Here is a 26,237-nt window from a genome sequence, read left to right on the forward strand (position 1 = left end):
CACCATTTCAGGACTGAAATGGTGCGTCCGAGTGGACTCGAACCACCGACCCCCACCATGTCAAGGTGGTGCTCTAACCAACTGAGCTACGGACGCAGAATGGTGCGTTCAATTGGACTCGAACCAACGACCCCCACCATGTCAAGGTGGTGCTCTAACCAACTGAGCTATGAACGCAACGTGTTGTCGGTGACAACGGGGACGAATATTAGCGGCACAGCATCAAGGAGGCAAGAGGGAAAACGCATTTTTCTCTCTGATTTCACGCGATTGCTTCATTACCGCGCAAAGTGAAGAGAAAGTAGCCGCCAGCTGGCGGCTACTGCGTAGTTAACGCGCAGCGCGCTGCAAAATTACCGTTGACGGCTGGCGCTGCAGGAAGCGCATGCGCATCATCATCATGATCGCCGCCGACGTCAGTCCGATGATAAAGCCCATCCAGAATCCGGCTGGCCCCATGCGATCAACGACCAGATCGGTCAGCGCCAACACGTAGCCAGTAGGCAGACCCAGCACCCAATAGGCGATAAAGGTAATAAAGAAGATCGAACGCGTGTCTTTATATCCGCGCAATACGCCGCTGCCAATCACCTGGATGGAGTCAGAAATCTGATACACCGCAGCCAACAGCATCAGGTGCGAAGCCAGCGCCACCACGTCCGGGTTGTCGTTATAGAGCAGGGCGATCTGCTCGCGCAGCGCCACCGTAAACAGCGCCGTACAGATGGCCATGCAAACACCGACGCCCAGCCCGGTGCGCGCGGCCGTTTGCGCATCCAGGGTGGAGCCCTGTCCCAGGCGGAAGCCAACGCGAATCGTCACCGCCGCTGCCAGCGACATCGGCAGGACGAACATCAGGGAGCTGAAGTTGAGCGCGATCTGGTGTCCGGCCACGTTAACAATCCCCAGCGGGGAGACCAGCAGGGCAACCACGGCAAAGAGCGTCACCTCAAAGAACAGGGCCAGCGCAATCGGCAAGCCTAGCTGCACCAGGCGCGTCATGATGCTCCAGTCCGGCGTGCTGAATCTGTTCTCGTTACGAATATCGCGCATTGAACGGGCGCGTTTCACATAAGCGATCATACTGAAGAACATTACCCAGTAAACCGCAGCCGTCGCGACGCCGCAGCCGACGCCGCCCAACTCCGGCATGCCGAAATGGCCGTAAATAAAGATGTAGTTCACCGGAATATTCACCAGCAGGCCGATAAAGCCCATCACCATGCCTGGCTTGGTTTTCGCCAGCCCTTCACACTGGTTACGGGCGACCTGGAAAAAGAGGTAGCCGGGCGCACCCCAGAGCAGGGCGCGCAGATAGCCCACGGCTTTGTCTGCCAGCGCCGGGTCAATGTTATGCATGGCGCGGATGATATGACCCGCGTTCCAGAGCACGACCATAATCAGCACGGAGACAAACCCTGCCAGCCAGAAACCCTGGCGGACCTGATGGGCAATACGCTCGCGACGACCCGAGCCATTAAGCTGAGCGATAACCGGGGTGAGGGCGAGCAGCAGACCGTGGCCGAACAGGATGGCCGGCAGCCAGATTGACGTGCCGATGGCAACGGCCGCCATATCGGTGGCGCTGTAGCCACCCGCCATTACCGTATCCACAAATCCCATTGCGGTCTGGGCCACCTGCGCGACGATCACTGGTATAGCCAGTGCCAATAGCTGGCGCGCTTCATTCATGTACTTCTGCACGTGAACACCTTTATTTTGTAGTTATATGAGAGACTAAAAAAGCCGCCGATACGGGCAGCAAGAAGAAAATGCAGGGGGGTGCCAGCTATTGTAGCGGGCTTTAGCTATTTATCTAGTGAAAAAATCGCCAGAAAATGCGCTCCGCTGGCAACCTGTTTTTCCAACTGTTATTGTGGTGGGATTAAACGGTGTCACCACCGTCCGGAAAAAACAGGAGTTGTAAGCATGTTTACTGGTATTGTGCAGGGCACCGCCAAAGTGGTGTCCATTGATGAAAAACCTAATTTTCGTACTCATGTTGTAGAGCTGCCGGAATATATGCTCGACGGCATCGAAACCGGCGCCTCGATTGCCCATAACGGCTGCTGCCTGACCGTCACCGAAATTAATGGCAACCAGATTAGCTTTGATTTAATGAAAGAGACGCTGCGTATCACCAACCTGGGTGAACTGGTGGTGGGGGATACCGTCAACGTCGAGCGCGCGGCGAAGTTCAGCGACGAGATTGGCGGCCATCTGATGTCCGGGCACATCATGACCACCGCCGAAGTGGCGAAAATCGTCACATCAGAAAATAACCGTCAAATCTGGTTTAAAGTGCAGGACCCGTCATTAATGAAATACATCCTCTATAAAGGGTTTATTGGCATTGATGGGATTAGTCTGACGGTGGGAGAAGTTACTCCGACGCGTTTTTGCGTGCATTTAATTCCCGAGACGCTGCAGCGCACCACGCTGGGTTCGAAAAAACTGGGGCATCGCGTGAATATCGAAATCGATCCGCAAACCCAGGCGGTTGTTGATACCGTTGAGCGCGTGCTGGCCGCAAAAGAAGCCGCAATAATTAAAGTTGTAGAAGAAGAATAAAAAATAACCCCGGCTGGCCGGGGTTATTTTTCTAGCGTGCGACCCGCAAGCCGTGTTCAATCCCACGGCTGAAAACAACCTGCCAGAGCTGAATATCTCGCGCGCGAAACGCCCCCGCGCAGGCATTCAGATAATAGCTAAACATCCGCTTGAATCGTTCAGAATAGTTGTCCGCAATTTCAGGCCAGGCTTCCTGAAAACGTGCATGCCACGCCATTAACGTGGTGTCGTAATCCGCGCCGAAGTTATGCCAGTCTTCCATCACGAAATGGGATTCGCTGGCGTTGGCAATCTGGCGTACGGACGGTAAACAGCCATTCGGAAAGATGTATTTGTTGATCCACGGGTCAACGTTATTGTCGGTCCGCTTAGAGCCGATGGTGTGCAGCAGGAAAATACCGTCCGGTTTCAGATTACGGTCCACCACCTCGAAATAGGTGTCGTAATTTTTCGGTCCGACGTGCTCGAACATGCCCACGGAAACGACCCGGTCAAACTGTTCGTTCAGGTCCCGGTAATCCTGCAGGCGGATATCCACATCAAGCCCCAGGCACCGCTCCTGCGCCATTTTTTGCTGTTCAGCGGAAATGGTGACGCCGACCACGCTGACGCCGTAGTGCTTCGCCATAAAATACGCCAGCCCGCCCCAGCCGCAGCCGATATCCAGCACGCGCATACCGGGCTGCAACTGCAATTTCTCGCTAATCAGGCGCAGCTTGGCCTGCTGAGCCTCTTCAAGCGTCGACGCCTCTTTCCAGTAGGCGCAGGAGTATTGCATGAAGGGGTCCAGCATGCGGCTGAACAGATCGTTGCCGAGATCGTAATGCTCTTTGCCGACGATCCAGGCACGCTTTTTACTTTGCAGGTTAAAGAGACGGGCAGAGGCGACACGCAGGGTGTCTTTAAGATTACGGGGGAGCTGTTTTTCCAGACCAGCACGCAGCACGCTGGCGAAAAAAGTATCCAGCCGTTCGCATTCCCACCAGCCGTCCATATAGCTTTCCCCCAGGCCTAGCGACCCCTCACGCAACACGCGTTTAAAAAAATCGGGATGTTTAACCTGAGGATCCGATGGGGATGATCCGTTGATAGTGATGCCTGCCCGACCTAACAGTTCACTGACGATCCGGGACCAGTTATCGTCCGGAACGCTGACTTCTTCTATACACGATGAACTCATAGCTTCTCCATCACCCTACTGTGATCAGAACCTTAAAACAGCGTAGACGCTTTTTTGGTTTGTGAGAAATCTCACGGTAAATACCGCGAGGCTAGTATCCGACGTAGAACAGAGGAAGGGAGATAACCCTTGCCGAAATGCCTTCCATGGTAAAACGGGAGCACTCCGGCTCCCGTTAACACATAATATTTATCGTATTTAATCGAACCAAATTTAGTATAGGCCTCAAAATTTGGTGATTCAATAGAAAATTCTTAGCAACCTAATCACTGAAAATTAACATAGTTTCTGGCGCGATTAGGCATGCGAGGTTTCTACCTGCGTGCTCTCATCCTGCGCGGAAGCCTGCATGCGATAGCCTATGACGGCCAGCGCAACGGTAGCCAGCATCACGCTGGTTGTCGTCCGCAGCGGCGTGGCAATCAGCGCGGAGACCACCAGGCTTGCCAGGAAGCACAGCCCCAGCTGCAGGGTGTTCTGCAGCGCAGCCGCGCGGCCTGTCGCCTGCGGGAACGGACGCAGCGCCTGCGCCACAACGATAGGGTAGATCGCCCCGTTCGCGATGGCCATCACGCAGAATGGAATCAATATTTCGGCCAGACCCGCGCCCGGAATAAAGCCAACGGCCCAGGTGCCGATGACGCTCAGCGCATAGAGCACCAGCAGCCACGGCAGCATCTGCTGGCCTTCCCATTTTTGCAGCGCCGCGCGACAGCCGTACCCGCCCACCAGAAACGCGATGGTCTGCGGAACGTAGCTCAGGCCAATGGCCGCCGGGCTATAGCCCATATCGTGCAGAATAAAAGGCGAACCGGTCAGCCACGCGAAGAAGCTCGCCGAGCAGGCGGCATAGATCAGAACGTTGCCGCGATACGCTTTCGCGCTCAGCAGGGAGGTGAAGGTAATCGGCTTCGCGTCTGCGTGCGCCTCTTTTTTATGCGCGGGCTTGAGGGCGAACGCCGGCAGCATCAGCACCATCGTGATGGCAAACAGCGTGGCAAAGATGGCCTGCCAGTCAAAGTGCGCGAGGATCCAGCTGCCCAGCAGCGGGGCGAGGGCCGGTGAGAGCCCTACCAGCGGCATGATGGTGGCGAAAATACGGTTAGTGCGGTTCGCCGGATAGTAATCGGTGACCAGCGCCTGCCAGGTCACGGCCGCGGCACAGACGCCGACCGCCTGAACAAACCGCAGCACCAGCAGCCAGGTGGCATCGCGCACCCATAGCATCCCCAGGCAGCCCACGGCAAAAATGGCCAGCCCCAGCAACAGCACCGGTTTACGCCCAAAGCGATCCGAAAGCGGTCCCCAGAGCAGCTGCGCGAAGGCAAAACCGGCCAGGAACAGGCTCAGGCTGGCGCTGATGGCGGCAGCAGGGGTTCGCAAATCTTCCTGCATGGCGGCAAACGCCGGCAGGTACATATCGGTGGCCAAAAAGCCCAGCACGCTTAAGCCGCCGAGCCAGACTAAAAAACCTTTCCTGGGTTGCACTGTTTTATTCTCCTGAGGAGGCAGGTATACGTTGGCGCTGAGTGTAGGGAGTGCAAAGCCGCTTGTGAAACGCTAATATTTGGCGGGTGCATTCAAATTTTTTGCAGGCAGAAAATGTGGTCAGATTATTCTCTTGAAGTGGTCGATGCTGTCGCGCGTAACGGCAGCTTTAGCGGAGCGGCGCAGGAGTTGCACCGCGTCCCTTCGGCCATCAGCTATACGGTGCGACAGCTCGAGGAGTGGCTGGCGGTACCGCTGTTTGAACGACGGCATCGTGATGTTGAATTAACGCCCGCAGGGGCGTGGTTTTTGAAGGAAGGGCGTTCTGTTATCAAAAAAATGCAGATCACCCGCGAGCAGTGCCAGCAGATCGCGAACGGCTGGCGGGGGCACCTTTCCATTGCGGTGGATAACATCGTTAAGCCCGAGCGCACCCGGCAGATGATTGTCGATTTTTATCGGCATTTCTCAGACGTAGAACTGCGGGTCTCGCAGGAGGTGTTCAACGGCGTCTGGGATGCGCTGGCGGACGGCAGGGTAGAGATGGCGATTGGCGCGACCCAGGCAATCCCGGTCGGGGGACGTTACGCCTTTCGCGATATGGGGATGCTGAGCTGGAAATGCGTGGTGGCAAGCGATCATCCGCTGGCGGCGACGGAAGGGCCGCTGAGCGACGATACGCTGCGCAGCTGGCCGTCGCTGGTGCTGGAAGATACCTCCCGCTCGCTGCCGAAGCGAATTACCTGGCTGCTGGACAACCAGCGGCGGGTTGTCGCCCCTGACTGGGGATCGTCGGCGACGTGCCTCAGCGCCGGGCTCTGCGTAGGCATGGTGCCCGCCCATTTTGCACGTCCGCGAATCGATACTGGTGAGTGGGTTGAGCTAACGCTGGAGAATCCGTTCCCGGATGCGGCCTGCTGCCTCACCTGGCAACAAAATGATGTCTCGCCGGCGATGGCCTGGCTGCTGGACTATCTGGGGGACAGCGAAACGCTTAACCGGGAGTGGCTGCGGGAGCCAGACTGACTGGCTCCGCAATGAAATTAACGACGGTAGTCGCGGAACGGGCCATCCGCAACGGAACGGCGTTCGATGAGGCGAGGGTGAACTTCAATGGACTGCGACTCTTCACGCTTGTTGACGATCCTGTCCAGCAGCATATTGAAGGCGGTTTCACCCAGTGAATCTTTCGGCTGGTGAATGGTGGTCAACGCTGGCGTGAAGAAGCGCGCGTTGCGCACGTTGTCATACCCGATCACGGAGATGTCCTGCGGTACGCGCAGACCCAGCTCGTCGGCCGCACAGAGGGCGCCCATCGCCATGATATCGCCCCCGCAGAAGACGGCGGTTGGACGGTGAGGCTGGGAGACGATCTGCTGCATCGCGCGGTAGCCTGATTCCGGCTCAAAGTCGCCCTGCACGATCCAGTTTTCCGGCACGGTGATTAGCGCTTCTTCCATCGCTTTCATAAAACCGGCCAGGCGGCCCGCACCGGTGTTGCGTTCCAGCGGGCCCGGGATCACGCCAATCTCGCGGTGGCCGCGTTCGATCAGATAACGGCCCGCCATGTAACCGCCTTCGAAGGCGTTATCGATAACGGAGTCGGTGAAGTCGGCGCGCGCTTCGCCCCAGTCCATCACCACCATAGGGATATGGCGATACTCTTCCAGCATCGACAGCACGGATTCCGGGTACTCTGAACACATCACCAGCAGGCCGTCCACGCGCTTTTGCGCCATCATCGACAGGTAGGCGCGCTGTTTTTCAATGCTGTTCCAGGCGTTGCCGAGAATCAGGGTATAGCCTTTCTGGAAGCAGTTTTTTTCTACCGCTTCAATGATCTCGGCAAAATAGGCCGCTTCGCTGCTGGTCGCCAGCAGACCAATAGACTTGGTGTGATTAACCTTGAGGCTGCGCGCAACCGCGCTTGGCGAGTAGTGCAGCTCTTTGATCGCTGCCCAGACGGCGTTGCGCGTCTCTTCCGCCACAAAACGGGTTTTGTTAATTACATGTGATACGGTTGTAGTGGAAACGTTTGCGCGTTTTGCTACGTCTTTAATTGTTGCCATTAAATGTCACTCCAGACCATATCCTAAACTCCTGAAAAACTTGAAGGTAAACGTTTGCCTTCTCTCACCCTTATCACGCAATTTTGAATTGCGGCACGCCGGGAAAACGACACGGGACGTCAGGAGGGGGTCAATGGCCGGTACGCTAATAAATTTAGCGTGGAATTTTGGCCTATCTTGATGAAAAGGGGAAGAGGTAAAGTGTTTATCAGCTTAAATCCAGGAAGATTTTTGACGTAAACTGTGCAAAAATGAGCAAGCTCACTTTTCGTGGGGGGATTAAAAGGAGAAAAATTGATGAGTTCCGATCTGAAGTTTTCGCTGTTCACCACCGTTATTGTGCTGGCGCTGATTGTGGCGGCTGGCCTGACGGCTGCGCTGCATTGATTTACGCGGGGGGAGAGCCTTCTCCCTCCCGAACGCTCCGATTGTTACTTCTCTGGCAAAAATCTTTTGCCATTTTGTTAACTTCTCATTTTTTGTGATTGATGTCATGCTTTCCGCTTCTTTGTTCTGTGTCACCACATGACACGGCATCCGGAGTTGACGCATGAAAATCAATTTTCCCCTGCTGGCCCTGGCGATTGGCGCTTTTGGGATTGGCACCACTGAATTCTCCCCGATGGGGTTACTGCCCGTTATCGCCCGGGGCGTGGACGTCTCGATCCCGGCCGCCGGGATGTTAATCAGCGCCTACGCCATCGGCGTGATGGTGGGAGCGCCGCTGATGACGCTTCTGCTTTCGCACCGTGCGCGCCGCAATGCGCTGATTTTCCTGATGGCGATTTTCACCCTGGGCAACGTGCTTTCGGCCATTTCGCCGGATTACACCACTCTGATGCTGTCGCGCATTCTGACCAGCCTCAACCACGGTGCCTTCTTTGGTCTGGGCTCGGTCGTGGCCGCAAGCGTGGTGCCAAAACACAAGCAGGCCAGCGCCGTGGCCACCATGTTTATGGGGCTGACCATCGCTAACATCGGCGGTGTTCCTGCGGCAACCTGGCTGGGCGAGGTCATTGGCTGGCGGATGTCCTTCCTGGCGACGGCCGGATTGGGCGTGGTCGCGATGGTGGCGTTGTTCTTCTCCCTGCCAAAAGGCAGTGCGGGTGAACGCCCTGATGTACGCAGAGAGCTGTCGGTGCTGATGCGCCCGCAGGTACTCTCCGCGCTGCTGACCACCGTGCTGGGGGCAGGAGCGATGTTTACCCTCTACACCTATATTTCGCCGGTCTTACACGACATTACCCACGCAACGCCACTCTTTGTTACCGCGATGCTGGTGCTGATTGGCGTCGGCTTCTCGATTGGCAACTATCTCGGCGGGAAATTTGCCGACCGTTCCGTGAGCGGCACGCTGAAGGGCTTTTTAACCCTGCTGATTGTCATTATGGTCGCGATCCCGTGGCTGGCGCAGAATGAATTCGGCGCGGCGATTGCGATGGTTGTCTGGGGCGCTGCCACCTTTGCCGTGGTGCCGCCGCTGCAGATGCGCGTGATGCGTGTCGCCCATGAGGCGCCGGGTCTCTCGTCTTCCGTGAATATCGGGGCATTCAATCTCGGCAATGCGCTGGGTGCCGCCGCCGGAGGCGCCGTGATTTCAGGCGGTCTGGGGTACAGTTTTGTGCCGGTGATGGGGGCGATTATTGCCGCGCTCGGCCTGCTGCTGGTGATGATGTCCGGCCGTAAACAGCCTGAAGCGGTTTGCACGGCTGAATAAGCAAAAACGCAGAAGGGTTACCCCTTCTGCGTGTCTCTTACGCGGCGAAGTTCTTCGCGACAAAGTCCCAGTTAACCAGAGCCCAGAAGTGCTCCAGGTAGTTTGGGCGCGCATTGCGGTAATCAATGTAGTATGCATGTTCCCACACGTCCACGGTCATCAGCGGCGTAGCGCTGGTGGTCAGCGGGGTGCCCGCGTTAGACGTGGACACGATAGCCAGTTTGCCATCCGCCTCTTTTACCAGCCACGTCCAGCCAGAACCGAAGTTCTTGATGGCGGCATCGGTAAACTTCGCTTTAAACTCTGCAAAGCTGCCAAAGGCGGTGTTGATGGCGGCTGCCAGTTCACCGGCAGGTTCGCCACCGGCATTCGGCGCCAGGCAGTGCCAGTAGAAAGTGTGGTTCCACACCTGAGCCGCGTTGTTAAAAACGCCACCCTCTGAGCTGCGAACGATCTCTTCCAGCGTTTTGCCTTCAAAATCGGTGCCCTTGATGAGGTTGTTCAGGTTAGTGACGTACGTCTGATGATGCTTGCCGTAGTGGTATTCCAGGGTTTCCGCAGAAATGTGCGGTGCCAGGGCGTCTTTTGCATACGGTAGTGCAGGTAATTCGAACGACATTGCTTCTCTCCTTATTGTATTTTGTGTTGCCAATAACCCTACAGACAACAAGGACAGGATAGCAAATTGAAAGGGTATGCAAAAGAGGAACTTACCCTGCCGCAGATGCGGCAGGGCAGGGACTAACGAATGGTTTTTGGCGTCATGACGCGACGCGCGCCGACGTAATGACGTACCCAGTAATCTTCGCTGAGCGAGGTGATCTGAATGTCCTGACCGCTGCGCGGAGACTGGATGAATTTCCCGTTGCCAACGTAGACGCCCACGTGGTCAGCCGTACCGCGACCCTGCGTGCGGAAGAAGACCAGGTCGCCGTTTTCCAGCTCACCCCGGTTAACCGGTGACGCATCGCGCAGGTGATACATCTCATTGGCGGTACGTGGAATACGGAATTTAACCAGATCTTTATAGGCGTAATAGACGAGGCCGCTGCAGTCGAAACCGGTACGCGGCGAACTGCCGCCCCAGCGATAAGGTTTGCCAATCTGCCCCATCAGTTTATTCATCGCGGTTTTTTGCGCTTTTTGCACACGCACTTTATGCACATCCGCCAGCTTTGTTACCTTCGTGCATTTTGCTTTATGGCCTTTACGGGTAATGCACTTTTCTGTAACGAGGTTAGCGGCGGTCTGCGAAGCTTTATTTTTGGCGGTGCGGGTAGTGCGGGAAGATTTTGTTTTCGTCTTGCTGGAAGCGGTTTGTTTAGTCTGAGCGGTAGTTTTTTTCTTGTCGTTCTTGCTGCTGGTTTTTTTCTTACGTTCTGTGGCTTTAACCAGATGGCTTTTTTGTACAGCAGATTGCCGCGCCTGCTGAGAGGCGTTTGCCGCTGGCGTTAACGTGAGTGATGTAAACAGTAAAGCACAGAGCGTGATCGAGATTTTAGTTATCCGCGCCACTGGGCAGTCCCCTGATATATGCAGGTCATCAATAATACCCGCGTGTGATTTACAAAGCCCGTCGATTCTAATCCATAAAAACCCGAGAAGTTAATAGCATTTTTCAATCTAAAAACGTGTTTCGTTAGCAAGTGCAAAAAAATTCATCGTTCTGACGCACAATTGTTCACTCCCTAAGCAAAACCCTGACGGGCGAAGGGGTAAACACCATTTGCAATGCAACTTTTGTGGAGTCGGGGTAAAATATATAAACGTGACGAAAATGTTATTTTCCGATGCCAGCCTGACCCGCTACAATGTCAGACTATTGCCGTAACAGAAGTTAAAGGAAGCAAGACATGAGCACCACTATTGAAAAAATCCAGCGCCAGATCGCTGAAAACCCGATTCTGCTGTATATGAAAGGTTCTCCGAAGCTGCCAAGCTGCGGCTTCTCCGCGCAAGCGGTTCAGGCGCTGTCAGCCTGTGGTGAGCGTTTTGCTTACGTTGATATCCTGCAGAACCCGGACATCCGCGCTGAGCTGCCAAAATACGCTAACTGGCCGACCTTCCCGCAGCTGTGGGTAGACGGCGAGCTGGTGGGCGGCTGCGATATCCTGATTGAGATGTATCAGCGCGGCGAACTGCAGCAGCTGATCAAAGAGACGGCGGCGAAGTACAAAACGGAAGAGCCGGACGCTGAATAATTTTCTGCGTTAATAAAAAAGCGACCTGAAGAGGTCGCTTTTTTTTATTCTTCACTGTCGCCCATCGGCAGCGGCCAGCCGCCCAGACGCTTCCAGCGGTTGACGATCTCACAGAACAGCTCTGCGGTGCGCTCCGTATCGTATAAGGCGGAGTGCGCCTGGGTACCGTCAAACGGTATACCCGCCGTAATGCAGGCTTTGGATAAAACCGTTTGTCCCAGCGCCAGGCCGCTTAGCGCGGCGGTGTCGAAGGTCACGAACGGGTGGAAAGGGTTGCGTTTGAGCGATGCGCGTTCGGCTGCGGCCATGGTAAAGCTGTGATCGAAGGTGGCGTTATGGGCTACCATGATGGCGCGGCTGCAGTTGCTCTCTTTCATGCCTTTACGCACCATTTTAAATATGGCGTGCAGCGCATCATATTCACTGACTGCACCACGCAGCGGGTTATGCGGATCGATACCGTTAAACGCCAGCGCCTCCGGCTGTAAGTTTGCCCCTTCGAAAGGTTCAATGTGGAAATGCAGCGTGGTGTCCGGTGTAAGCCAGCCCTGTTCATCCATCTTCAGCGTGATGGCGGCAATTTCGAGCAGCGCATCGGTTTTAGCGTTAAATCCGGCTGTTTCTACATCAATGACAACGGGATAAAAACCACGAAAACGGTCGCACAGACCGCTAAATTGAGCGTTATCGGACATCAGGGTCTCTTACAAGGGGAAAAAGCAGTGCGCATTATGGCAAATTTTGCAGGCTGATGCAGTAAAACTACGGGCGCATGTTGCGCCCTGAGGGATCAGTTGCCCAGACCGCGACCCGCGTCTTTGGCTTCAATCAGCTCGATCTTGTAACCGTCCGGATCTTCTACAAAGGCAATAACGGTGGTGCCGCCTTTTACCGGGCCGGCTTCGCGCGTGACGTTACCGCCGTTGCTGCGAATGCGTTCACACGCCTCGGCCGCGTTGTCCACTTCCAGCGCGATATGGCCGTAGGCGGTGCCCAGCTCATAGCTGTCCACGCCCCAGTTGTAGGTCAGTTCAATGACCGCTTCATCCGTTTCCGGGCCGTAACCCACGAACGCCAGCGAGTATTTGTATTCCGGGTTTTCGCTGGTGCGCAGCAGCTTCATGCCCAGGACGTTAGTGTAGAAATCGATAGAACGTTGCAGATCGCCAACGCGCAGCATGGTGTGAAGTAGGCGCATAATTTCCTCATTAACCAATGGAATAGACTATTTTTATGAACAGAAACGATGTTTTAGTATAGCGGCGAAGTGTCGCCGCTATCAATGAACAATGGCGAGATTACAGTGAAGGGTAGTCGGTGTAGCCTTCCGCGCCGCCGCCGTAGAAGCTCTCAGGACGCTGCGGGTTCAGGGCCGCTTTCTGCTGCAGTCGAGCAACCAGATCCGGGTTGGCAATATAGTCGCGGCCAAACGCCACGGCGTCGATCAGCCCTTTATTAATCAGATCTTCGGCTTTCTCAGGGGTATAAGCACCCGCACCGATGATCACCCCGTGGAAGCGCTCGCGCACTTTCTGACGGAAGGCTTCCGTATAAGGCTTACCGCCGGCCCAGTCCGGCTCGGACATGTGCAGATAGGCAATGCCGCGTTTCGCCAGCTCTTCAATCAGATACAGCGCGTCCGCTTCTTCATTCGGACCGTTGTCGACGTTCTGGAACGTACCGATTGGGGAGACGCGGATACCGATACGATCCGGGCTCCACTCCTGACAAACGGCGTCAACCACTTCCAGCACCAGGCGGGCGCGGTTTTCGACGCTGCCGCCGTACTGGTCGGTGCGATGGTTAGACGACGGTGACAGGAACTGGTGCAGCAGGTAACCGTGCGCGGAGTGCAGCTCAACCAGGTCAAAACCGGCTTCACGGGCGTTGGCCACGGCCTGACGGAAATCGTTCACGATACCCGGGATCTCATCCAGCTCCAGCGCGCGTGGCGTAGAGGTGTCGACACGGATCGCGTTGCCGTTTTCATCGCGCAGGGAGGTGCGGGTGTTCGCGTTCAGGGCAGACGCTGAAACCGGCGCCTGACCGCCAGGCTGAATGCTGCTGTGGGAGATACGACCGGTATGCCACAGCTGGACCGCAATGCGACCGTCTTCAGCGTGAACGCCCGCGGTGATTTTCTGCCATGCGGCGATCTGCTCCGGGCTGTGCAGCCCCGGCGCACCCGCATATCCCTTGGCCTGAGCAGAAATCTGCGTGGCTTCAGTGATGATCAGGCCAGAGCTGGCACGCTGACGATAGTATTCACCCATCAGTGGGGTTGGGATATCACCCGGCTCAATGCTGCGCAGACGGGTAAGCGGAGCCATAAACACGCGGTTTGGCGCGGTGACGGCACCCACTTTTAAGGGGGTAAATAATTTTTCAGCTGACATAACGACTCCTGAGTAGACCAGTCGACTAGTAATAACGTAAATAAAAACGCCTGCTAAGCGCCAGGCGCAGTAATCGTACTTATCACATGTGCCAGCGCGCTTTCGAGCGGCACGGCACTGCGAGAAATTTTAGCCTGCAGGTTGGCGCCTAACCAGAGGGAGTAGAGCACCTGAGCCTGCGTTAAGGGATCGCCGGGGAAGGCGAGCGTATTTTCTTCGCGCCCCTTCGCCAGCGCCTGCGCCAGCAGGGCGATAACGCCGCTGGCGCCTTTATCCATTGCCGTGCGCATATCTTCTGAGAGATCGCACACTTCGGCAGAGAGTTTAACCGTCAGGCATCCGCTGATAATGCCCTGCTGACAGAACTGGTTCAGCGTTTCCTGGTAGTAGTTCAGAACACGATCCCGATAGTTACCTTCTCCCGTGGCGAAGTGGGTCGCGAGGCGCTGGTGGTAAGCAGCATAGTGCCGCTCCAGCATCGCCACGCCAAAGGCCTCTTTGGACCGAAAGTAGTGATAGAACGACCCTTTCGGTACCTCAGCGGTTTTTAATAGCTCGCTCAACCCCATACCGGTGAAGCCGCGGTGCATGCACAGCCGCTCGCCGGTCGCCAGGAGATGTTCGCGCGTGTCGTGTTCAGTATTTCTGCTCATGGATTCACTCTAATAGACCGTTCGGTCTAATGCAAGCGCTGTTACCGGCGACACGCATTCAGAATGTCCAACTGTTGCTGGTAAACGCTTGATTTAACGTCCATCATGCCCAGCACCGTCGAGAATAAATTGTCCTGCGAAACCGCATTTTTTGCTGCGTGGTCGCGTAAACACTGCGCGTTGATGCCAAAGTTTTTCGCATAGTCCGGGGACAGCCAGAACATAAACGGAATGTGCGTCTGCTGCTCCGGCGCCAGCATGTACGGCGTGCCGTGCAGATAAATACCGCTTTCACCGAGCGATTCCCCGTGATCCGAGAGGTAAATCAGCGCGGTGTTCATGTTCGCCTGACGGGCTTTCAGCGCATCAATGGTTTTGCTGACCATGCTGTCGGTATAAAGGATGGTATTGTCATAGGTGTTCATCAGCGCCTGATGGTCGCAATCCTGAATTTCGTTGGTGTCGCAGGTGGGGGTAAATTTACGGAAATTATCCGGGTAACGGCGATAGTACGCCGGGCCGTGGCTGCCCATCAGGTGGATAACCAGCACCGTGTCCTGCTTCAGACCGTCCAGCACGTTGTCCAGGCGGTAGAAATTCACGTCATCAATACAGGACTGGTCTTTGCAGAACTGATCCAGCTTCCACTGCGTCATGTCGGTATGGGGAATACGATCGCAGGCACCTTTACAGCCACCGTCGTTGTCGCGCCACAGGAGGTTGATACCCGCATGGTTGAGCACGTCGAGCAGTCCTTCCTGATGGTGCGCCAGGTCGGCATCGTATTTGCTGCGCGTCATACCGGAGAACATGCACGGAACGGATACAGCGGTTTCAGTGCCGCACGAGGAGGCCTGCGGGAAGTTAATCACATCCTGCTTTTTCAGCTCCGGGTTGGTTTCACGCCCGTAGCCATTGAGGGAGTAGTTCGCCGCGCGCGACGCTTCGCCGATGACCAGCACCAGAACGGTTTTCTTCTGCTGACCCGTAATCAGCGCGCCTTTGTGCGCATCTTCGCCAATCCGCACCAGCGTTTGATCGCCGGCAAACCAGCGCATCTTGCTGTATTTCACCACGGCGCTGACGTAGTTCGCCGGAGTGACCATTTTTACGATGCTTTTGTTATTGCGGAACAGCGACGCGTAATCTTTATAAAACACTGCAGCGATAAGAATAATCACCAGCAGGGAACCGAGCATCGCGGCAACACGCGTCAGCAGGGCGTACCACCATTTGCCGGTACGAATACGGGTCAGCGCCAGCACCAGGGATGGAACAAGACCGGCTATGACAATCCACAGAATCATCTGCGGGGTCACCAGCGCGGTGGCTTCCTGGGAGTTAGTTTCGAACACGTTCACAATCATGTTCTGATCGATGACCGCGCCGTAGGTAAACATAAAGTAAGTTGCCGCAGCGCACCCGACAGTTAAGACGATCATCAGCGGCTTACGGATATACGGGATATTGAGCAGGCTAAATACAATGACCCAGCCACAAAACAGCACCACCGGCACGGATGCGGCGAAGAGAATATCGTGCAGATGCGCAGGGGCAATAATGGCCCAGCTGCGCTGGATAAACAGCCCGTTAAGCAGAGTAAAAAAGAGTGCACAGCCCAGAGTAAATTTTATGTCGTTACATTGTAACTTTTTACTTAACCACATCGATCGTAAAACCTGTCATTGTCATGATGTGGCGAGTATAAAGAGGGAAGATTAGTGAAACCTTAATGCCACAAAACTGTGGTAAAGCCCTTGCACGCGGCGCTTTTAGCGTCTTCACTGTAGGTGAGAGAGGTTAACCGGAGGTGAGTGTGGCAGAGCAACTGGAGTTTTTCCCCATCCAGAGCCCGTGCCGGGGGATTTGTCAGTCAGATGAACGCGGTTATTGCCGCGGGTGCATGCGTACCCGTGACGAGCGTTTTAACTGGCAAAACTTCAGCGACACGCAAAAGCAGGATGTGCTGCGCCTCTGCAGACAGCGACTTCTGCGCAAAATCCGCGCAAACAAAGCCTCTGAGACCGAAGAACCCCAGCAACCTTCACTGTTTTAATGCGGTAATTGCGTATACTCATGACATCATGTCCTTGAGGAAAATGTTATGGTTCAGCGTATTACCCTTGCCCCCCAGGGGCCAGAATTCTCCCGTTTTGTGATGGGCTACTGGCGCCTGATGGACTGGAATATGTCCCCCCTCCAGCTGGCAAGCTTTATTGAAGAGCATATCGATTTAGGGGTAACAACCGTCGATCATGCGGATATTTACGGTGGCTATCAGTGTGAAGCCGCCTTCGGCGAGGCGCTCAAGCTGGTTCCGGCACTCCGGGAGCGCATGGAGATCGTTACCAAATGCGGTATTGCCACCACGGCCAAACCGGAGCATGCCCTCGGCCACTACATCACCGACAGCGCCCATATCATCAAGAGCGCCGAGCAGTCGCTGGTCAATCTGGCAACCGATCGTATCGACCTGCTGCTGATTCACCGTCCGGACCCGCTCATGGATGCCGACGAGGTGGCGGAAGCCTTCCTGAGTCTGCATCAGAGCGGGAAGGTGCGTCACTTCGGCGTCTCCAACTTTACCCCGGCCCAGTTTGCGCTGCTTCAGTCTCGTCTGCCGTTTACGCTCGCCACTAACCAGGTTGAGATCTCCCCGGTGCATCAGCCGCTGCTGCTGGATGGTACGCTCGACCAGCTGCAGCAACTGCGCATTCGCCCGATGGCCTGGTCGTGCCTCGGCGGTGGACGCCTGTTTAATGATGATGCGTTCCAGCCGCTGCGCAATGAGCTGGAAACCATCGCCCGCGAGCTGAACGCCCAGAGCATAGAGCAGGTGGTTTACGCCTGGATCCTGCGTCTGCCGTCAAAACCGCTGCCGATTATTGGCTCCGGGAAAATTGAACGCGTCCGTTCCGCGCTGGCCGCCGAAGAGCTGCAGATGACCCGCCAGCAGTGGTTCCGCATCCGCAAGGCCGCGCTGGGTTACGACGTGCCTTAAACCGCAAGAAGGTGACTTTCCGGTGAAATCTGTGCCCCTGGTATACACTTAAGGGGCAAAAAATAACCAGCGGAGGTCATATGAAGCGTTTTACTCTGGCATTGGTCACGCTGGTTGTTTGCGCAGGGGCGCAGGCAGCCAGCGACGAAGTAGAAATGAATCTCGTCACCTCACAGGGTGTGGGTCAGTCCATCGGGACGGTGAAAATCACCGAGACCGATAAAGGGCTGGAATTCGCACCCGATCTTAAAGCACTCCCGCCGGGCGAACACGGTTTCCATGTTCATGCCAAAGGGAGCTGTCAGCCAGCCATGAAAGAGGGTAAACCGTCGGCAGCGGAAGCAGCAGGGGGCCACCTCGACCCGCAGAATTCAGGTAAACATGAAGGGCCTGAAGGTATGGGACACCTGGGCGACTTGCCGGTGCTGGTGGTAAACAATGACGGTAAAGCCACGGATCCGGTCGTGGCCCCGCGGCTGAAAAAGCTGGATGAGGTCAAAGGCAAAGCGCTGATGATCCATGTGGGCGGCGATAACATGTCCGATCAACCTAAACCGCTTGGCGGCGGCGGGGCGCGCTATGCCTGCGGCGTAATCTGATCCCCAATCGTTCCCGGCGGGGGCGCCTGTTCCAGCTGCGACAGCGAGCAGTGCAGGCGCCAGATTATCGAGGCCAAATCGCGGGCTGCGGGAAGATGATGCCGGGCAAGGGTGTCGCAGATCCGCTGCAGTTCAGCCAGTGTGGCCTCCAGAGGCCGCTGCTGAACGCCGCGCTCGCTCATCACATCGCGTAGCAGAGAGATACACACATCACGTACCTGCGACAGCGGATCGGAGCGCGTTTCCCATGCGCGAAGCTGCCAGACCACGTGCGAGCAGTTCAACAGCACCACCCCCCAGCGCAGCAGCCAGCGTCGGGACAGCGCGTCCTGGCTGTTATTTAACTGGCTGACGTGGTGATAAACCAGCGATTCATACTCGCTTTCTTGCAGATGCGGCTTGCGGCTGAGCTGGTCGACAAACCCTCTGCGCAATTCACGGATATGTCGACGGCTTTTGCGTGCGTCAGAGCCGGGACGCAACACCGCGAAGGCCAGCCACGCCAGCCCGACACCAAGAATCTTTGCCAGGTTGTCATTCAGAAAAGCGGCGTAATCATACACCGGCGGATTCGTCACGGAGATAAACGAGCCCATAAAGACAATCAGCTGCCCCCACAGACCCGCCAGTTTCGGCATTTGCAGCTTAAGGAGCTGCATCGTAGTTAACAGCGGAAACAGGAATAGCAGAAACTGCCAGAGATCGCTTATCTGCACCATCAGGCCAAACTTCACCACAAAACTGAACAGTGATAGCAAAACAAGTGTTCGCAGCAGCAGCGTAAGCGAATTAAACGGCGAGGCCGCGACGGAGTAAAGCACGCAGCTGATAGCGGCAAGCGTTAACGCCGCCGAGCCTGACTCCCACTGCGTGGTAATGCTCCACGCCCCCACCAGCATCAGTGCGCTGAAGGTGCGAAAACCGCTCCACAGCGCTTCCAGATAATCGGTGTGACGTGCGAGAGCCGGGCTGCCGGGAACGGCGAACTCCGTGACCGGGGTAGCATTCTCTACCGCCTTAATCCAGCGGCTGCTGCGCAGGTATAGCCGACAAAAGTAATTCAGCCGCTGCCAGAAGGCGCGATGGCGATAATCAAACTCATCCACCGGAGCGAGCGGGGCGATGATCTTCGCGACGGTATAGATGTCCGCATCCGGTCGCGCGAGCGCCGCGAGCAGGGTTTCGATTACCGCGCGGGTGTTTTCTGGCGGTGTCGGCCAGTTGAGCAGCATTCGGCGCAGGCTGGAGATAGCGCTGGTCATGCGCAGCTGCTGGTGCAGCAAATAGTTAAGCAGCGTGTTTTGACGGCGAAAACGGTAATGGCTCCAGAACGCCTGAATTCGCAACAGATTCATGGTCAGGATCTGCCCGATAACCTTTTCATGCGCGAGGCGGATGTCATCGCTTGTATCCGGTTGCCACAGCAGGCTCGCATGTTCCAGCAGCCGGGTATGCATGGTTTTCAGCGCAGTGATAAGCGCAGAGCCGTCAGAGGTGCTGGGCAGGATCATCATCATAAATCCGCCGCAGAGGATCCCGACAATGACTTCGCAGACGCGCGCCTGTGCGATATCCCATAGCTCGGTGGTGTCGAGCACGTTGACGACCGGGAAGGCGATAATGGCGGCGGTATAGCCCGCCAGCTGGAAAGCATAGGCCACGTTATTGGTGAAATGGGCGCAGGCCCAGGTACAGCAACCCAGCCATGCCGCCATGCTCAGCAGGAACAGCCACGGATCGTTCAGCGTGTGGCCCGCGATAATTAACGCCGCGGTGGCGCCCAGCAGGCTACCTGCGATACGGCCAAGGCTTTTGCTGATCACCCCGCCAACGGTGGGGAAGCTTACCACCGCCGCGGAGGTCATCGCCCAGTAGGGTTCATCCAGGTTCAGATAATAGGCGACAGTCAGCGCCAGGCACATGGCAATGCCGTTACGCAGCGCGTAGCGCCACTGGGGGCGCGTCGCTTTCATCCACGGCGTGTTTTGCCAGGAGAGCGCCTGCAGCTTCATTAACGGGTTCCGATAGAGACAGTGCAGGTGGTGCCGGAAACCAGCGTGATGTCCTCGGGTAAACGGTCAAACTCCACGCGCACAGGCACGCGTTGAGCAAGGCGCACCCACGGTACGTTCGGCTTGATGTCCGGCACCAGCCCGGAATCCGTTTCAACGCTTTGATCGTAAATGGCGCGGCCAATGCTGGAAACGTGACCCTGTAACTTTTGCGGGCCACTATACAGCGTTATGGCGGCGGGTGCGCCTTCACGGATATGACGAAGCTTGGTCTCCTCGAAATAGCCCACGACATAGAACGAGTGGCTGTCGACGAGAGCAAAAACCGGCTGACCGGCGGTGGCATAATTTCCCACCCGAGTGGAGAGGTTGGTCACCCATCCGTCGACGGGGGCGGTGACCACGGTTTGGGTTAACTCCCACTGCGCCTGCTTCAGCGTGGCCTCAGCCACGTTGACGCTCGCCTGCATGGCCTTGACGTTGATATTGGCGGTATCTAAATCTTCCGCGGAGATGTAGTTTTTCGACAGGTGACGGCGGCGATTGGCCTCATTATTGGCCTTTGCAAGGTCAGACTGGGCTTTTGCCAGCTGCGCCTGGGCGTTCAGAATTGCAATGTGATACGGGGTGTCGTCGATGCGGAATAACACCTCTCCCTTTTTAACGTACTGGTTATCCTTAACCAGCAGCGTTGTGATACTTCCCGAGACCTGGGGGGTGATGCTGACCTGCTCAGCGCGAACTTTGCCATCACGGGTCCAGGGGGACTGCATATAATAATTCCACAACCACCAGCCAGCAGCCAGGGCGAGGACAAGAACGAACAGGGTGGAAAAGTACTTCAGCGTTTTCAGAGGCATATTCACCACACGATCAGAACAGCAAGGCCCAGGCATACGGAGAGGGCAAACAGGGAGAGATCCATCAGCATGGGGTGCCAGATTTCGCCGGAGTACATCCAGTCGCGAAGCAGGCGATGCGCGATGAGCCAGAGAACAAAGCCCACCAGCACGGCTTTAAACAAGGGAGGAAAGTAGACTGACGCACCGAAGATCAGGTCCTGAAGGGGTAAACCTTCTGAGCGATGAAAAAAGATCACAGGCAGAAATCCTTTGCAGTGAACAGAATGCCGCGTTGGCTTGTCTGAGTATGAAGAAGCATCATAATTCAGTGTAAGTCATACTTTTGAGTCCGATGAATGCAGTATTGCATTTGTTTTGCCAATACAAATGCTGCACACTATTCTAAAATCAGTATAATAACTTAGCAAGCTAATTATAAGGAGATGAAATTGGAATCGCCATTAGGTTCTGATCTGGCAAGGTTGGTACGCGTCTGGCGTGCTCTGATTGACCATCGCCTGAAACCTCTGGAACTGACGCAGACGCATTGGGTCACGTTGCACAACATTCATCAGCTGCCGCCCGACCAGTCGCAAATTCAACTGGCTAAAGCGATAGGCATTGAGCAACCGTCGCTGGTGCGCACGCTTGACCAACTGGAAGAGAAGGGACTGATCTCCCGGCAAACCTGCGCCAGCGATCGTCGCGCCAAGCGCATTAAGCTGACGGAGAAAGCGGCGCCTATCATCACTGAAATGGAAGCGGTGATCACCAAAACGCGCGGTGAAATCCTTTCAGGGGTTTCACCGACGGAGCTGGAAATGCTCATCAGCCTCATTGCGCGCCTTGAGCAAAACATTCACGAGCTACAGTCTCGCGACTGACCAGACAACACGGCCTTGCATCTGCAAGGCCTTGTTTTTACTTAAAGACAACGACGCGGTTACGGCCCGTCTCTTTCGCTTCATACATCGCCTTATCGGCACTTTCCACGCACGCTTCTGCGCTTACCGACGAAGAGGTTGCCGTAAACACCCCCATGCTGATGGTAATCGGCTCTGGTAACTGACCCTCGCTGCTAATTTTATCAAAACCGCTTAGCTTCAACCGAATGCGCTCCGCCACCTGATATGCGTCTTCTGCGGAGGTGTTTGCCAGCATCAGGACAAACTCTTCGCCGCCGATTCGCGCTGCGATATCCTGCGGACGTACGGAGTCCATCAGCAGATTGGCGACAAACTGCAGGACTTTATCTCCCTGCAGGTGACCGTAGTTGTCGTTGATACGCTTGAAACGATCGAGATCGCTGACGATAACCGAAACCGGGCGGCTGGGTTTGGCGATGCCCAGCGCCTGGTTTAACGATTCATAAAAATAGCTGCGGTTATAAAGGCGCGTGAGCGGATCGCGAATCGAATTTTGATACGACTGCTGATACTTCAAATGGGAGTCACGATACAACCTGAAGACATCATAGAGCAGCACAAAAATAATAATCAGCGTCGCGACGGTTTCAAATAATCGGGCGCGATACCAGGATATATCTTCTGCATGTCCGCCTACCAACAGCATAGCGAGCGTGACGACATAGCAGACACACAGAAAATTACCGCCTACCCAGAACAGATTACGCACGCGCGTAATAAACATCAGCGTGGCTAGTGTCACGACCCAGAGAACGATTAATGAAATATTAATGCTGTGGCTCCAGAGAACCATAAACTGCCGCGTTTCATTATCAACCAGATCGAGGGATAAAAACGGGGAATGGCTGGAATACATCCAGGCCAGAATCACCATACATGCGGTAAAAAGAAATGAACCGCTAACGATGATGATATGCGCCAGCCGTGAAAGGGGCAGATTGCGCGTGGGATAAAGTAATGCCGAAACGATCATCAGCACCGCCATTAAGAGGTGGCGGAACATATAGTAGATCATCGCATCGTTGTAGTTCACAACGTTGAACTGATAGAGATCCAGCCACGCCGGAAAGCTGGTCAATGTTCCGACCATCAGCAAGGCCGAACCGGCAAAGGCAAATGAGATGGCAATCAGATAGAGCCGCCGCTTATCACACCAGTATTTCATTGCCATAAAACAGGCAATAAACAGGTGAAACACGAGTAAAAAAATGGTGAGTGTGGGGAACAAAAGAGGCGAAAAGGACGGAACCCAGTCAACCAGTTTTGAAAATAAAACCTGTAATATTCCGATGACGACAAAGCAACCGAAACAGAACGAGATATAACGACCTTTTACAGAACGACTATTCGCAAGCATATAAAGTTTTACAAATTAAAATAATTATGAAGAGATGATTGCGAAGAGTTTAATCAATTAGCACGCTAAATACTTTGCGCAGAAACAATATATGGCGCGTTTAATAATGCGTGGGATGAATGTATTCTGTAAATATATTTGTGAGGGTGATATATATTGTAAATGGATGTGGCCTGATGACCACATCCATTTTTAATTAACGCGGAGAAACGGTAACCTGGCTGCCGTTGCTCGCCAGCACGACGCGTTGACCCGCAGAGAAGCGGGTGTTGCCCTGCTTCTGAACAACCATAATGGTGCTGCCGTCGTCTTTACGAATTTCCAGCTCTACACCCTGGGTTTTGTTCATCGCGCCCTGAACGCCCTGACCCGCGACACCACCCGCTACAGCGCCCGCTGCGGTTGCCAGAGAACGGCCCGTGCCGCCGCCAACGGTATTACCCAGGAAACCACCCAGTACAGCACCGCCGATTGCGCCCATCACGTTGTTTTCATCACCACCCTGAATTTGTACAGGACGGGCGTTAACAACGGTACCGTAAGTCACGCTCTGAACCTGTTTTGCTTCAGAAGCGCTGTAAACGTCGCCAGACAGCGAGCTGTCGTTCACACAGCCAGCCAGGGTTAAACCAATCAGCGAAACGCCCAGTACACGTACAATCATTTGAATCTCCTGTTCACCAAAAACGCCCATCTGGAGGCATCCGTTATGGCTAAATTATATGGCATAAAGAGCCATAGTTCATATCTTTGCACTAACAATAAGAAAATTGTACTTGAATTTGACTTAACGAGACATAAACAGGAGCCACTCGCCATACCGGCAAGACATTGTTAAAAAATATTATCGTCGGATGGCAAAGGAGCGCTGTTTATGGTTGAGTGGATATCCTTAGCCCACGCAACGTAAGGAAAGCGCATGAAATCGGGTCGCTACATTGGTGTGATGTCGGGCACCAGTCTGGATGGGGTAGATGTCGTTCTGGCCGCCATTGACGAACATATGGTGGCACAGCAGGCGAGCCTGACCTGGCCAATCCCCCTTTCGCTGAAAGAGGACATTCTGAGCATCTGTCAGGGGCAGCAGTTAACCCTCTCCCAGCTTGGTCAACTTGATGTTCGGCTGGGTGCGCTGTTTGCGGATGCGGTGCAGGCGTTAATGCAAAAAGAACATCTTCGTCCCCAGGATGTGGTCGCCATCGGGTGTCATGGACAAACCGTCTGGCATGAGCCGACTGGCGACGCGCCGCATACGTTGCAAATCGGCGATAACAACCAGATTGTGGCGAAGACGGGCGTAACGGTCGTCGGGGATTTTCGGCGCCGCGATATTGCGCTTGGCGGCCAGGGCGCGCCGCTGGTGCCTGCCTTCCATCAGGCGTTGCTGGCGCACCCTACAGAACGCCGCATGGTGCTCAACATAGGCGGGATTGCTAACCTCTCGATGCTTATTCCGGGGCAGCCCGTTCGCGGCTACGATACCGGCCCGGGAAATATGTTAATGGATGCCTGGATCTGGCGGCAGTGCGGTCAACCGTACGATAAAAACGCCGAGTGGGCGAGCGAAGGTAAAGTGGTTCTCCCGCTGCTGCAGTCCATGCTCAGCGACCCTTATTTTGCCTTACCGGCGCCGAAAAGCACGGGACGAGAATACTTCAACTTTGGCTGGCTCGAGCGCCAGCTTGCGCTGTTCCCGGCACTCGCCCCGCAGGATGTCCAGGCGACGCTTGCCGAATTAACGGCCGTGTCGATCTCTGAGCAAGTGCTGCTCAGCGGCGGCTGCGAACGCCTGCTGGTGTGCGGCGGGGGAAGCCGAAACCCGCTGGTGATGGCGCGTCTTGCCGGGCTGCTGCCGGGCACTGAGGTGACCACGACGGACGAGGCCGGCATCAGCGGGGATGATATGGAAGCGCTGGCTTTCGCCTGGCTTGCCTGGCGCACTATCGCAGGGCTGCCAGGGAATTTGCCGTCGGTAACCGGCGCGCGCGAGGCCAGCGTCCTCGGGGCGATTTTCCCTGCAAATCCTCGTCATAATCAGAGTTAACTGAAATTCAGCGCGGCGCCTCGTCGTTAGAATGGAATAAAACAGGGGGGCAGCCATGCCCTCCAGGACCAGGAAAGTCTTCGGAATACGCCCATGAAAAAACTTCTTCTTATTGCCGCGCCTTTATTGCTGTCAGGATGCAGCGTCTATAACCAGTTCCTTGAGCGCATGCAGACCGATACGCTGGAGTATCGCTGCGATGAAAAACCGCTGACCGTCAAGCTGAATAACCCGCGTCAGGAAGCCAGCTTCGTTTACGATAACAAGCTGCTAACCCTTAAGCAGGGTATCTCGGCCTCCGGGGCGCGTTATTCGGACGGCATCTATGTATTCTGGTCGAAAGGCGACAGCGCCACGGTCTACAAACGCGACCGCATTGTGCTGAACAACTGCCAGCTTGAAAATCCGAAGCGTTGAGATTTTTACAGGGGCGGCGCACAATAGCGCCACCCAATCTCAAGATCAGCTAACGCCATGTCAGATAACGACGAACTGCAGCAAATTGCGCATCTGCGCCGTGAATACACCAAAGGCGGCCTGCGTCGCCAGGATCTTCCCGCTGAACCCCTCGTGCTTTTTGAGCGCTGGCTGAAACAGGCCTGCGACGCGAAGCTGGCCGACCCAACGGCCATGGTCGTCGCGACGGTAGATGAAAACGGTCAACCGTATCAGCGCATCGTCTTGCTTAAGCATTACGACGAGAAAGGGCTGGTGTTCTATACCAATCTGGGCAGCCGCAAGGCGCACCACTTAGAAAACAACCCGCGCATCAGCCTGCTGTTCCCGTGGCATATGCTTGAACGTCAGGTGATGGTCACCGGGAAAGCGGAACGTCTCTCGACCCTTGAGGTGGTGAAGTATTTCCACAGCCGCCCGCGCGACAGCCAGATTGGCGCCTGGGTATCAAAACAGTCCAGCCGGATCTCTGCCCGCGGCGTGCTGGAAAGTAAATTCCTGGAGCTGAAACAGAAGTTCCAGCAGGGGGAAATTCCGCTGCCGAGCTTCTGGGGCGGCTTCCGCATTCCGATTGAGCAGATGGAATTCTGGCAGGGCGGTGAGCATCGCCTGCATGACCGCTTTTTATACCAGCGCGAGAATGGCGGCTGGAAAATCGACAGACTGGCCCCGTAATCCCCGAAATTTGTTGATTTAAGCGCTAGCGCACACCGCGCTTGCGCTTT

Annotated in this window: 28 protein-coding genes and 2 tRNA genes; 12 read left to right on the forward strand and 18 right to left on the reverse strand. The window is 55.4% G+C overall.

The window, feature by feature from the left end:
• Positions 1-19: 19 nt before the first annotated feature.
• The 3 genes from IM295_RS21615 to mdtK form a co-directional block, all read right to left on the reverse strand.
• Positions 20-96, reverse strand: a tRNA-Val gene (locus IM295_RS21615).
• 4 nt (positions 97-100) lie between these two features.
• Positions 101-177, reverse strand: a tRNA-Val gene (locus IM295_RS21620).
• A 153-nt stretch (positions 178-330) separates the two neighbouring features.
• A complete protein-coding gene (gene mdtK, locus IM295_RS21625; protein ID WP_049138896.1) occupies positions 331-1,704 on the reverse strand; it encodes an MdtK family multidrug efflux MATE transporter in 1,374 nt (457 codons plus the stop codon).
• Positions 1,705-1,929: 225 nt separating this feature from the next.
• On the opposite strand from mdtK, the gene IM295_RS21630 reads away from it, so the two are divergent.
• On the forward strand, positions 1,930-2,571 hold the full coding sequence (locus IM295_RS21630) for a riboflavin synthase (protein ID WP_063438361.1): 642 nt from the start codon (positions 1,930-1,932) through the stop codon (positions 2,569-2,571).
• 31 nt (positions 2,572-2,602) lie between these two features.
• On the opposite strand, the gene cfa is transcribed toward IM295_RS21630, so the two are convergent.
• Together cfa and punC are read right to left on the reverse strand one after the other, a co-directional pair.
• Complete coding sequence (gene cfa / locus IM295_RS21635; RefSeq protein WP_028012888.1) at positions 2,603-3,751, reverse strand: cyclopropane fatty acyl phospholipid synthase; 1,149 nt, start codon at positions 3,749-3,751, stop codon at positions 2,603-2,605.
• A 297-nt stretch (positions 3,752-4,048) separates the two neighbouring features.
• Positions 4,049-5,239: a purine nucleoside transporter PunC gene (gene punC / locus IM295_RS21640; RefSeq protein ID WP_193067307.1), complete on the reverse strand. Its 1,191-nt coding sequence runs from the start codon at positions 5,237-5,239 to the stop codon at positions 4,049-4,051.
• Between the two features lie 114 nt (positions 5,240-5,353).
• On the opposite strand from punC, the gene punR reads away from it, so the two are divergent.
• Positions 5,354-6,265: a DNA-binding transcriptional activator PunR gene (gene punR, locus IM295_RS21645; protein ID WP_028012890.1), complete on the forward strand. Its 912-nt coding sequence runs from the start codon at positions 5,354-5,356 to the stop codon at positions 6,263-6,265.
• Between the two features lie 17 nt (positions 6,266-6,282).
• Here the strand turns inward: punR and purR are convergent, their stop codons facing one another.
• The gene (gene purR, locus IM295_RS21650; protein WP_008500597.1) at positions 6,283-7,308 is read right to left on the reverse strand and encodes an HTH-type transcriptional repressor PurR; all 1,026 of its coding nucleotides are present in this window, start codon (positions 7,306-7,308) and stop codon (positions 6,283-6,285) included.
• Between the two features lie 297 nt (positions 7,309-7,605).
• Here purR and IM295_RS21655 point away from each other — a divergent pair, with 297 nt between their 5' ends.
• The gene (locus tag IM295_RS21655; RefSeq protein ID WP_020688313.1) at positions 7,606-7,695 is read left to right on the forward strand and encodes a YnhF family membrane protein; all 90 of its coding nucleotides are present in this window, start codon (positions 7,606-7,608) and stop codon (positions 7,693-7,695) included.
• 163 nt (positions 7,696-7,858) lie between these two features.
• The gene (locus tag IM295_RS21660) at positions 7,859-9,025 is read left to right on the forward strand and encodes an MFS transporter (protein WP_028012891.1); all 1,167 of its coding nucleotides are present in this window, start codon (positions 7,859-7,861) and stop codon (positions 9,023-9,025) included.
• A 37-nt stretch (positions 9,026-9,062) separates the two neighbouring features.
• Here IM295_RS21660 and sodB read toward each other — a convergent pair whose 3' ends face one another.
• Both sodB and IM295_RS21670 read right to left on the reverse strand, forming a co-directional pair.
• Positions 9,063-9,644: a superoxide dismutase [Fe] gene (gene sodB / locus IM295_RS21665; RefSeq protein WP_063438362.1), complete on the reverse strand. Its 582-nt coding sequence runs from the start codon at positions 9,642-9,644 to the stop codon at positions 9,063-9,065.
• A gap of 122 nt (positions 9,645-9,766) precedes the next feature.
• Positions 9,767-10,540 (reverse strand): C40 family peptidase, encoded by a 774-nt coding sequence (locus IM295_RS21670; RefSeq protein WP_028012893.1) that lies wholly within the window; start codon positions 10,538-10,540, stop codon positions 9,767-9,769.
• Between the two features lie 338 nt (positions 10,541-10,878).
• Here IM295_RS21670 and grxD point away from each other — a divergent pair, with 338 nt between their 5' ends.
• Positions 10,879-11,226: a monothiol glutaredoxin 4 gene (gene grxD, locus IM295_RS21675; protein WP_003832760.1), complete on the forward strand. Its 348-nt coding sequence runs from the start codon at positions 10,879-10,881 to the stop codon at positions 11,224-11,226.
• 44 nt (positions 11,227-11,270) lie between these two features.
• Here the strand turns inward: grxD and rnt are convergent, their stop codons facing one another.
• The 5 genes from rnt to eptA form a co-directional block, all read right to left on the reverse strand.
• Positions 11,271-11,921, reverse strand: a complete 651-nt coding sequence (gene rnt, locus IM295_RS21680) for a ribonuclease T (RefSeq protein ID WP_028012894.1) — start codon at positions 11,919-11,921, stop codon at positions 11,271-11,273.
• 95 nt (positions 11,922-12,016) lie between these two features.
• Entirely contained in the window at positions 12,017-12,424 is a 408-nt protein-coding gene (gene gloA / locus IM295_RS21685) for a lactoylglutathione lyase (protein WP_013096923.1), read from the reverse strand.
• 100 nt (positions 12,425-12,524) lie between these two features.
• On the reverse strand, positions 12,525-13,622 hold the full coding sequence (locus IM295_RS21690; RefSeq protein WP_028012895.1) for an alkene reductase: 1,098 nt from the start codon (positions 13,620-13,622) through the stop codon (positions 12,525-12,527).
• 53 nt (positions 13,623-13,675) lie between these two features.
• The gene (locus tag IM295_RS21695; RefSeq protein WP_047368408.1) at positions 13,676-14,275 is read right to left on the reverse strand and encodes a TetR/AcrR family transcriptional regulator; all 600 of its coding nucleotides are present in this window, start codon (positions 14,273-14,275) and stop codon (positions 13,676-13,678) included.
• Between the two features lie 41 nt (positions 14,276-14,316).
• Positions 14,317-15,942 (reverse strand): phosphoethanolamine transferase EptA, encoded by a 1,626-nt coding sequence (eptA, locus tag IM295_RS21700; protein ID WP_193067308.1) that lies wholly within the window; start codon positions 15,940-15,942, stop codon positions 14,317-14,319.
• A 149-nt stretch (positions 15,943-16,091) separates the two neighbouring features.
• Between eptA and IM295_RS21705 the strand changes: the two genes are divergently transcribed.
• From IM295_RS21705 to sodC, 3 genes are all read left to right on the forward strand, one after another.
• Positions 16,092-16,331, forward strand: a complete 240-nt coding sequence (locus IM295_RS21705) for a DUF1289 domain-containing protein (RefSeq protein WP_028012898.1) — start codon at positions 16,092-16,094, stop codon at positions 16,329-16,331.
• 48 nt (positions 16,332-16,379) lie between these two features.
• Positions 16,380-17,276 carry an aldo/keto reductase family oxidoreductase gene (locus IM295_RS21710; RefSeq protein ID WP_028012899.1) on the forward strand — a complete coding sequence of 299 codons (897 nt, stop codon included), beginning with the start codon at positions 16,380-16,382 and terminating at the stop codon, positions 17,274-17,276.
• An 80-nt stretch (positions 17,277-17,356) separates the two neighbouring features.
• The gene (sodC, locus tag IM295_RS21715) at positions 17,357-17,875 is read left to right on the forward strand and encodes a superoxide dismutase [Cu-Zn] SodC (protein ID WP_028012900.1); all 519 of its coding nucleotides are present in this window, start codon (positions 17,357-17,359) and stop codon (positions 17,873-17,875) included.
• On the opposite strand, the gene IM295_RS21720 is transcribed toward sodC, so the two are convergent.
• The 3 genes from IM295_RS21720 to IM295_RS21730 are packed head-to-tail and all read right to left on the reverse strand — an operon-like array spanning position 17,854 to position 20,986.
• Positions 17,854-19,887, reverse strand: coding sequence for an FUSC family protein (locus IM295_RS21720; protein ID WP_193067309.1), 2,034 nt, complete (start codon positions 19,885-19,887; stop codon positions 17,854-17,856). The two genes, sodC and IM295_RS21720, sit on opposite strands and share 22 nt — an antisense overlap.
• Positions 19,887-20,747, reverse strand: coding sequence for an HlyD family secretion protein (locus IM295_RS21725; RefSeq protein ID WP_047365383.1), 861 nt, complete (start codon positions 20,745-20,747; stop codon positions 19,887-19,889). Before IM295_RS21725 ends, IM295_RS21720 begins: the two co-directional genes overlap by 1 nt.
• 2 nt (positions 20,748-20,749) lie before the next feature.
• On the reverse strand, positions 20,750-20,986 hold the full coding sequence (locus tag IM295_RS21730; protein ID WP_028012903.1) for a DUF1656 domain-containing protein: 237 nt from the start codon (positions 20,984-20,986) through the stop codon (positions 20,750-20,752).
• A gap of 186 nt (positions 20,987-21,172) precedes the next feature.
• On the opposite strand from IM295_RS21730, the gene slyA reads away from it, so the two are divergent.
• Positions 21,173-21,613 (forward strand): transcriptional regulator SlyA, encoded by a 441-nt coding sequence (gene slyA / locus IM295_RS21735; protein WP_028012904.1) that lies wholly within the window; start codon positions 21,173-21,175, stop codon positions 21,611-21,613.
• 37 nt (positions 21,614-21,650) lie between these two features.
• Here slyA and IM295_RS21740 read toward each other — a convergent pair whose 3' ends face one another.
• Both IM295_RS21740 and slyB read right to left on the reverse strand, forming a co-directional pair.
• The gene (locus tag IM295_RS21740) at positions 21,651-23,012 is read right to left on the reverse strand and encodes a GGDEF domain-containing protein (RefSeq protein ID WP_193067310.1); all 1,362 of its coding nucleotides are present in this window, start codon (positions 23,010-23,012) and stop codon (positions 21,651-21,653) included.
• A gap of 196 nt (positions 23,013-23,208) precedes the next feature.
• Complete coding sequence (slyB, locus tag IM295_RS21745) at positions 23,209-23,676, reverse strand: outer membrane lipoprotein SlyB (RefSeq protein ID WP_028012906.1); 468 nt, start codon at positions 23,674-23,676, stop codon at positions 23,209-23,211.
• 255 nt (positions 23,677-23,931) lie between these two features.
• Here slyB and anmK point away from each other — a divergent pair, with 255 nt between their 5' ends.
• The 3 genes from anmK to pdxH all read left to right on the forward strand — a co-directional run bounded on the left by anmK (position 23,932) and on the right by pdxH (position 26,187).
• A complete protein-coding gene (gene anmK, locus IM295_RS21750) occupies positions 23,932-25,056 on the forward strand; it encodes an anhydro-N-acetylmuramic acid kinase (RefSeq protein WP_028012907.1) in 1,125 nt (374 codons plus the stop codon).
• 93 nt (positions 25,057-25,149) lie between these two features.
• Entirely contained in the window at positions 25,150-25,473 is a 324-nt protein-coding gene (mliC, locus tag IM295_RS21755) for a C-type lysozyme inhibitor (RefSeq protein ID WP_028012908.1), read from the forward strand.
• 57 nt (positions 25,474-25,530) lie between these two features.
• Positions 25,531-26,187: a pyridoxamine 5'-phosphate oxidase gene (gene pdxH / locus IM295_RS21760; RefSeq protein WP_028012909.1), complete on the forward strand. Its 657-nt coding sequence runs from the start codon at positions 25,531-25,533 to the stop codon at positions 26,185-26,187.
• The last annotated feature ends 50 nt before the right edge of the window (positions 26,188-26,237 follow it).

This window comes from Enterobacter cloacae complex sp. P14RS, assembly GCF_014895895.1.
In the GTDB taxonomy this organism is placed as follows: Bacteria; Pseudomonadota; Gammaproteobacteria; order Enterobacterales; family Enterobacteriaceae; genus Enterobacter; species Enterobacter bugandensis.

What these genes read in the sequence shown, in the direction of transcription:
- IM295_RS21630 (WP_063438361.1), top strand. Translation starts at nt 1,930, where the DNA reads ATGTTTACTGGTATTGTGCAGGGCACCGCCAAAGTGGTGTCCATTGAT.
- cfa (WP_028012888.1), bottom strand. Translation starts at nt 3,751, where the DNA reads ATGAGTTCATCGTGTATAGAAGAAGTCAGCGTTCCGGACGATAACTGG.
- punR (WP_028012890.1), top strand. Translation starts at nt 5,354, where the DNA reads ATGTGGTCAGATTATTCTCTTGAAGTGGTCGATGCTGTCGCGCGTAAC.
- purR (WP_008500597.1), bottom strand. Translation starts at nt 7,308, where the DNA reads ATGGCAACAATTAAAGACGTAGCAAAACGCGCAAACGTTTCCACTACA.
- IM295_RS21655 (WP_020688313.1), top strand. Translation starts at nt 7,606, where the DNA reads ATGAGTTCCGATCTGAAGTTTTCGCTGTTCACCACCGTTATTGTGCTG.
- IM295_RS21660 (WP_028012891.1), top strand. Translation starts at nt 7,859, where the DNA reads ATGAAAATCAATTTTCCCCTGCTGGCCCTGGCGATTGGCGCTTTTGGG.
- sodB (WP_063438362.1), bottom strand. Translation starts at nt 9,644, where the DNA reads ATGTCGTTCGAATTACCTGCACTACCGTATGCAAAAGACGCCCTGGCA.
- grxD (WP_003832760.1), top strand. Translation starts at nt 10,879, where the DNA reads ATGAGCACCACTATTGAAAAAATCCAGCGCCAGATCGCTGAAAACCCG.
- rnt (WP_028012894.1), bottom strand. Translation starts at nt 11,921, where the DNA reads ATGTCCGATAACGCTCAATTTAGCGGTCTGTGCGACCGTTTTCGTGGT.
- gloA (WP_013096923.1), bottom strand. Translation starts at nt 12,424, where the DNA reads ATGCGCCTACTTCACACCATGCTGCGCGTTGGCGATCTGCAACGTTCT.
- IM295_RS21690 (WP_028012895.1), bottom strand. Translation starts at nt 13,622, where the DNA reads ATGTCAGCTGAAAAATTATTTACCCCCTTAAAAGTGGGTGCCGTCACC.
- IM295_RS21695 (WP_047368408.1), bottom strand. Translation starts at nt 14,275, where the DNA reads ATGAGCAGAAATACTGAACACGACACGCGCGAACATCTCCTGGCGACC.
- eptA (WP_193067308.1), bottom strand. Translation starts at nt 15,942, where the DNA reads ATGTGGTTAAGTAAAAAGTTACAATGTAACGACATAAAATTTACTCTG.
- IM295_RS21710 (WP_028012899.1), top strand. Translation starts at nt 16,380, where the DNA reads ATGGTTCAGCGTATTACCCTTGCCCCCCAGGGGCCAGAATTCTCCCGT.
- sodC (WP_028012900.1), top strand. Translation starts at nt 17,357, where the DNA reads ATGAAGCGTTTTACTCTGGCATTGGTCACGCTGGTTGTTTGCGCAGGG.
- IM295_RS21720 (WP_193067309.1), bottom strand. Translation starts at nt 19,887, where the DNA reads ATGAAGCTGCAGGCGCTCTCCTGGCAAAACACGCCGTGGATGAAAGCG.
- IM295_RS21725 (WP_047365383.1), bottom strand. Translation starts at nt 20,747, where the DNA reads ATGCCTCTGAAAACGCTGAAGTACTTTTCCACCCTGTTCGTTCTTGTC.
- slyA (WP_028012904.1), top strand. Translation starts at nt 21,173, where the DNA reads ATGAAATTGGAATCGCCATTAGGTTCTGATCTGGCAAGGTTGGTACGC.
- IM295_RS21740 (WP_193067310.1), bottom strand. Translation starts at nt 23,012, where the DNA reads ATGCTTGCGAATAGTCGTTCTGTAAAAGGTCGTTATATCTCGTTCTGT.
- slyB (WP_028012906.1), bottom strand. Translation starts at nt 23,676, where the DNA reads ATGATTGTACGTGTACTGGGCGTTTCGCTGATTGGTTTAACCCTGGCT.
- anmK (WP_028012907.1), top strand. Translation starts at nt 23,932, where the DNA reads ATGAAATCGGGTCGCTACATTGGTGTGATGTCGGGCACCAGTCTGGAT.
- mliC (WP_028012908.1), top strand. Translation starts at nt 25,150, where the DNA reads ATGAAAAAACTTCTTCTTATTGCCGCGCCTTTATTGCTGTCAGGATGC.
- pdxH (WP_028012909.1), top strand. Translation starts at nt 25,531, where the DNA reads ATGTCAGATAACGACGAACTGCAGCAAATTGCGCATCTGCGCCGTGAA.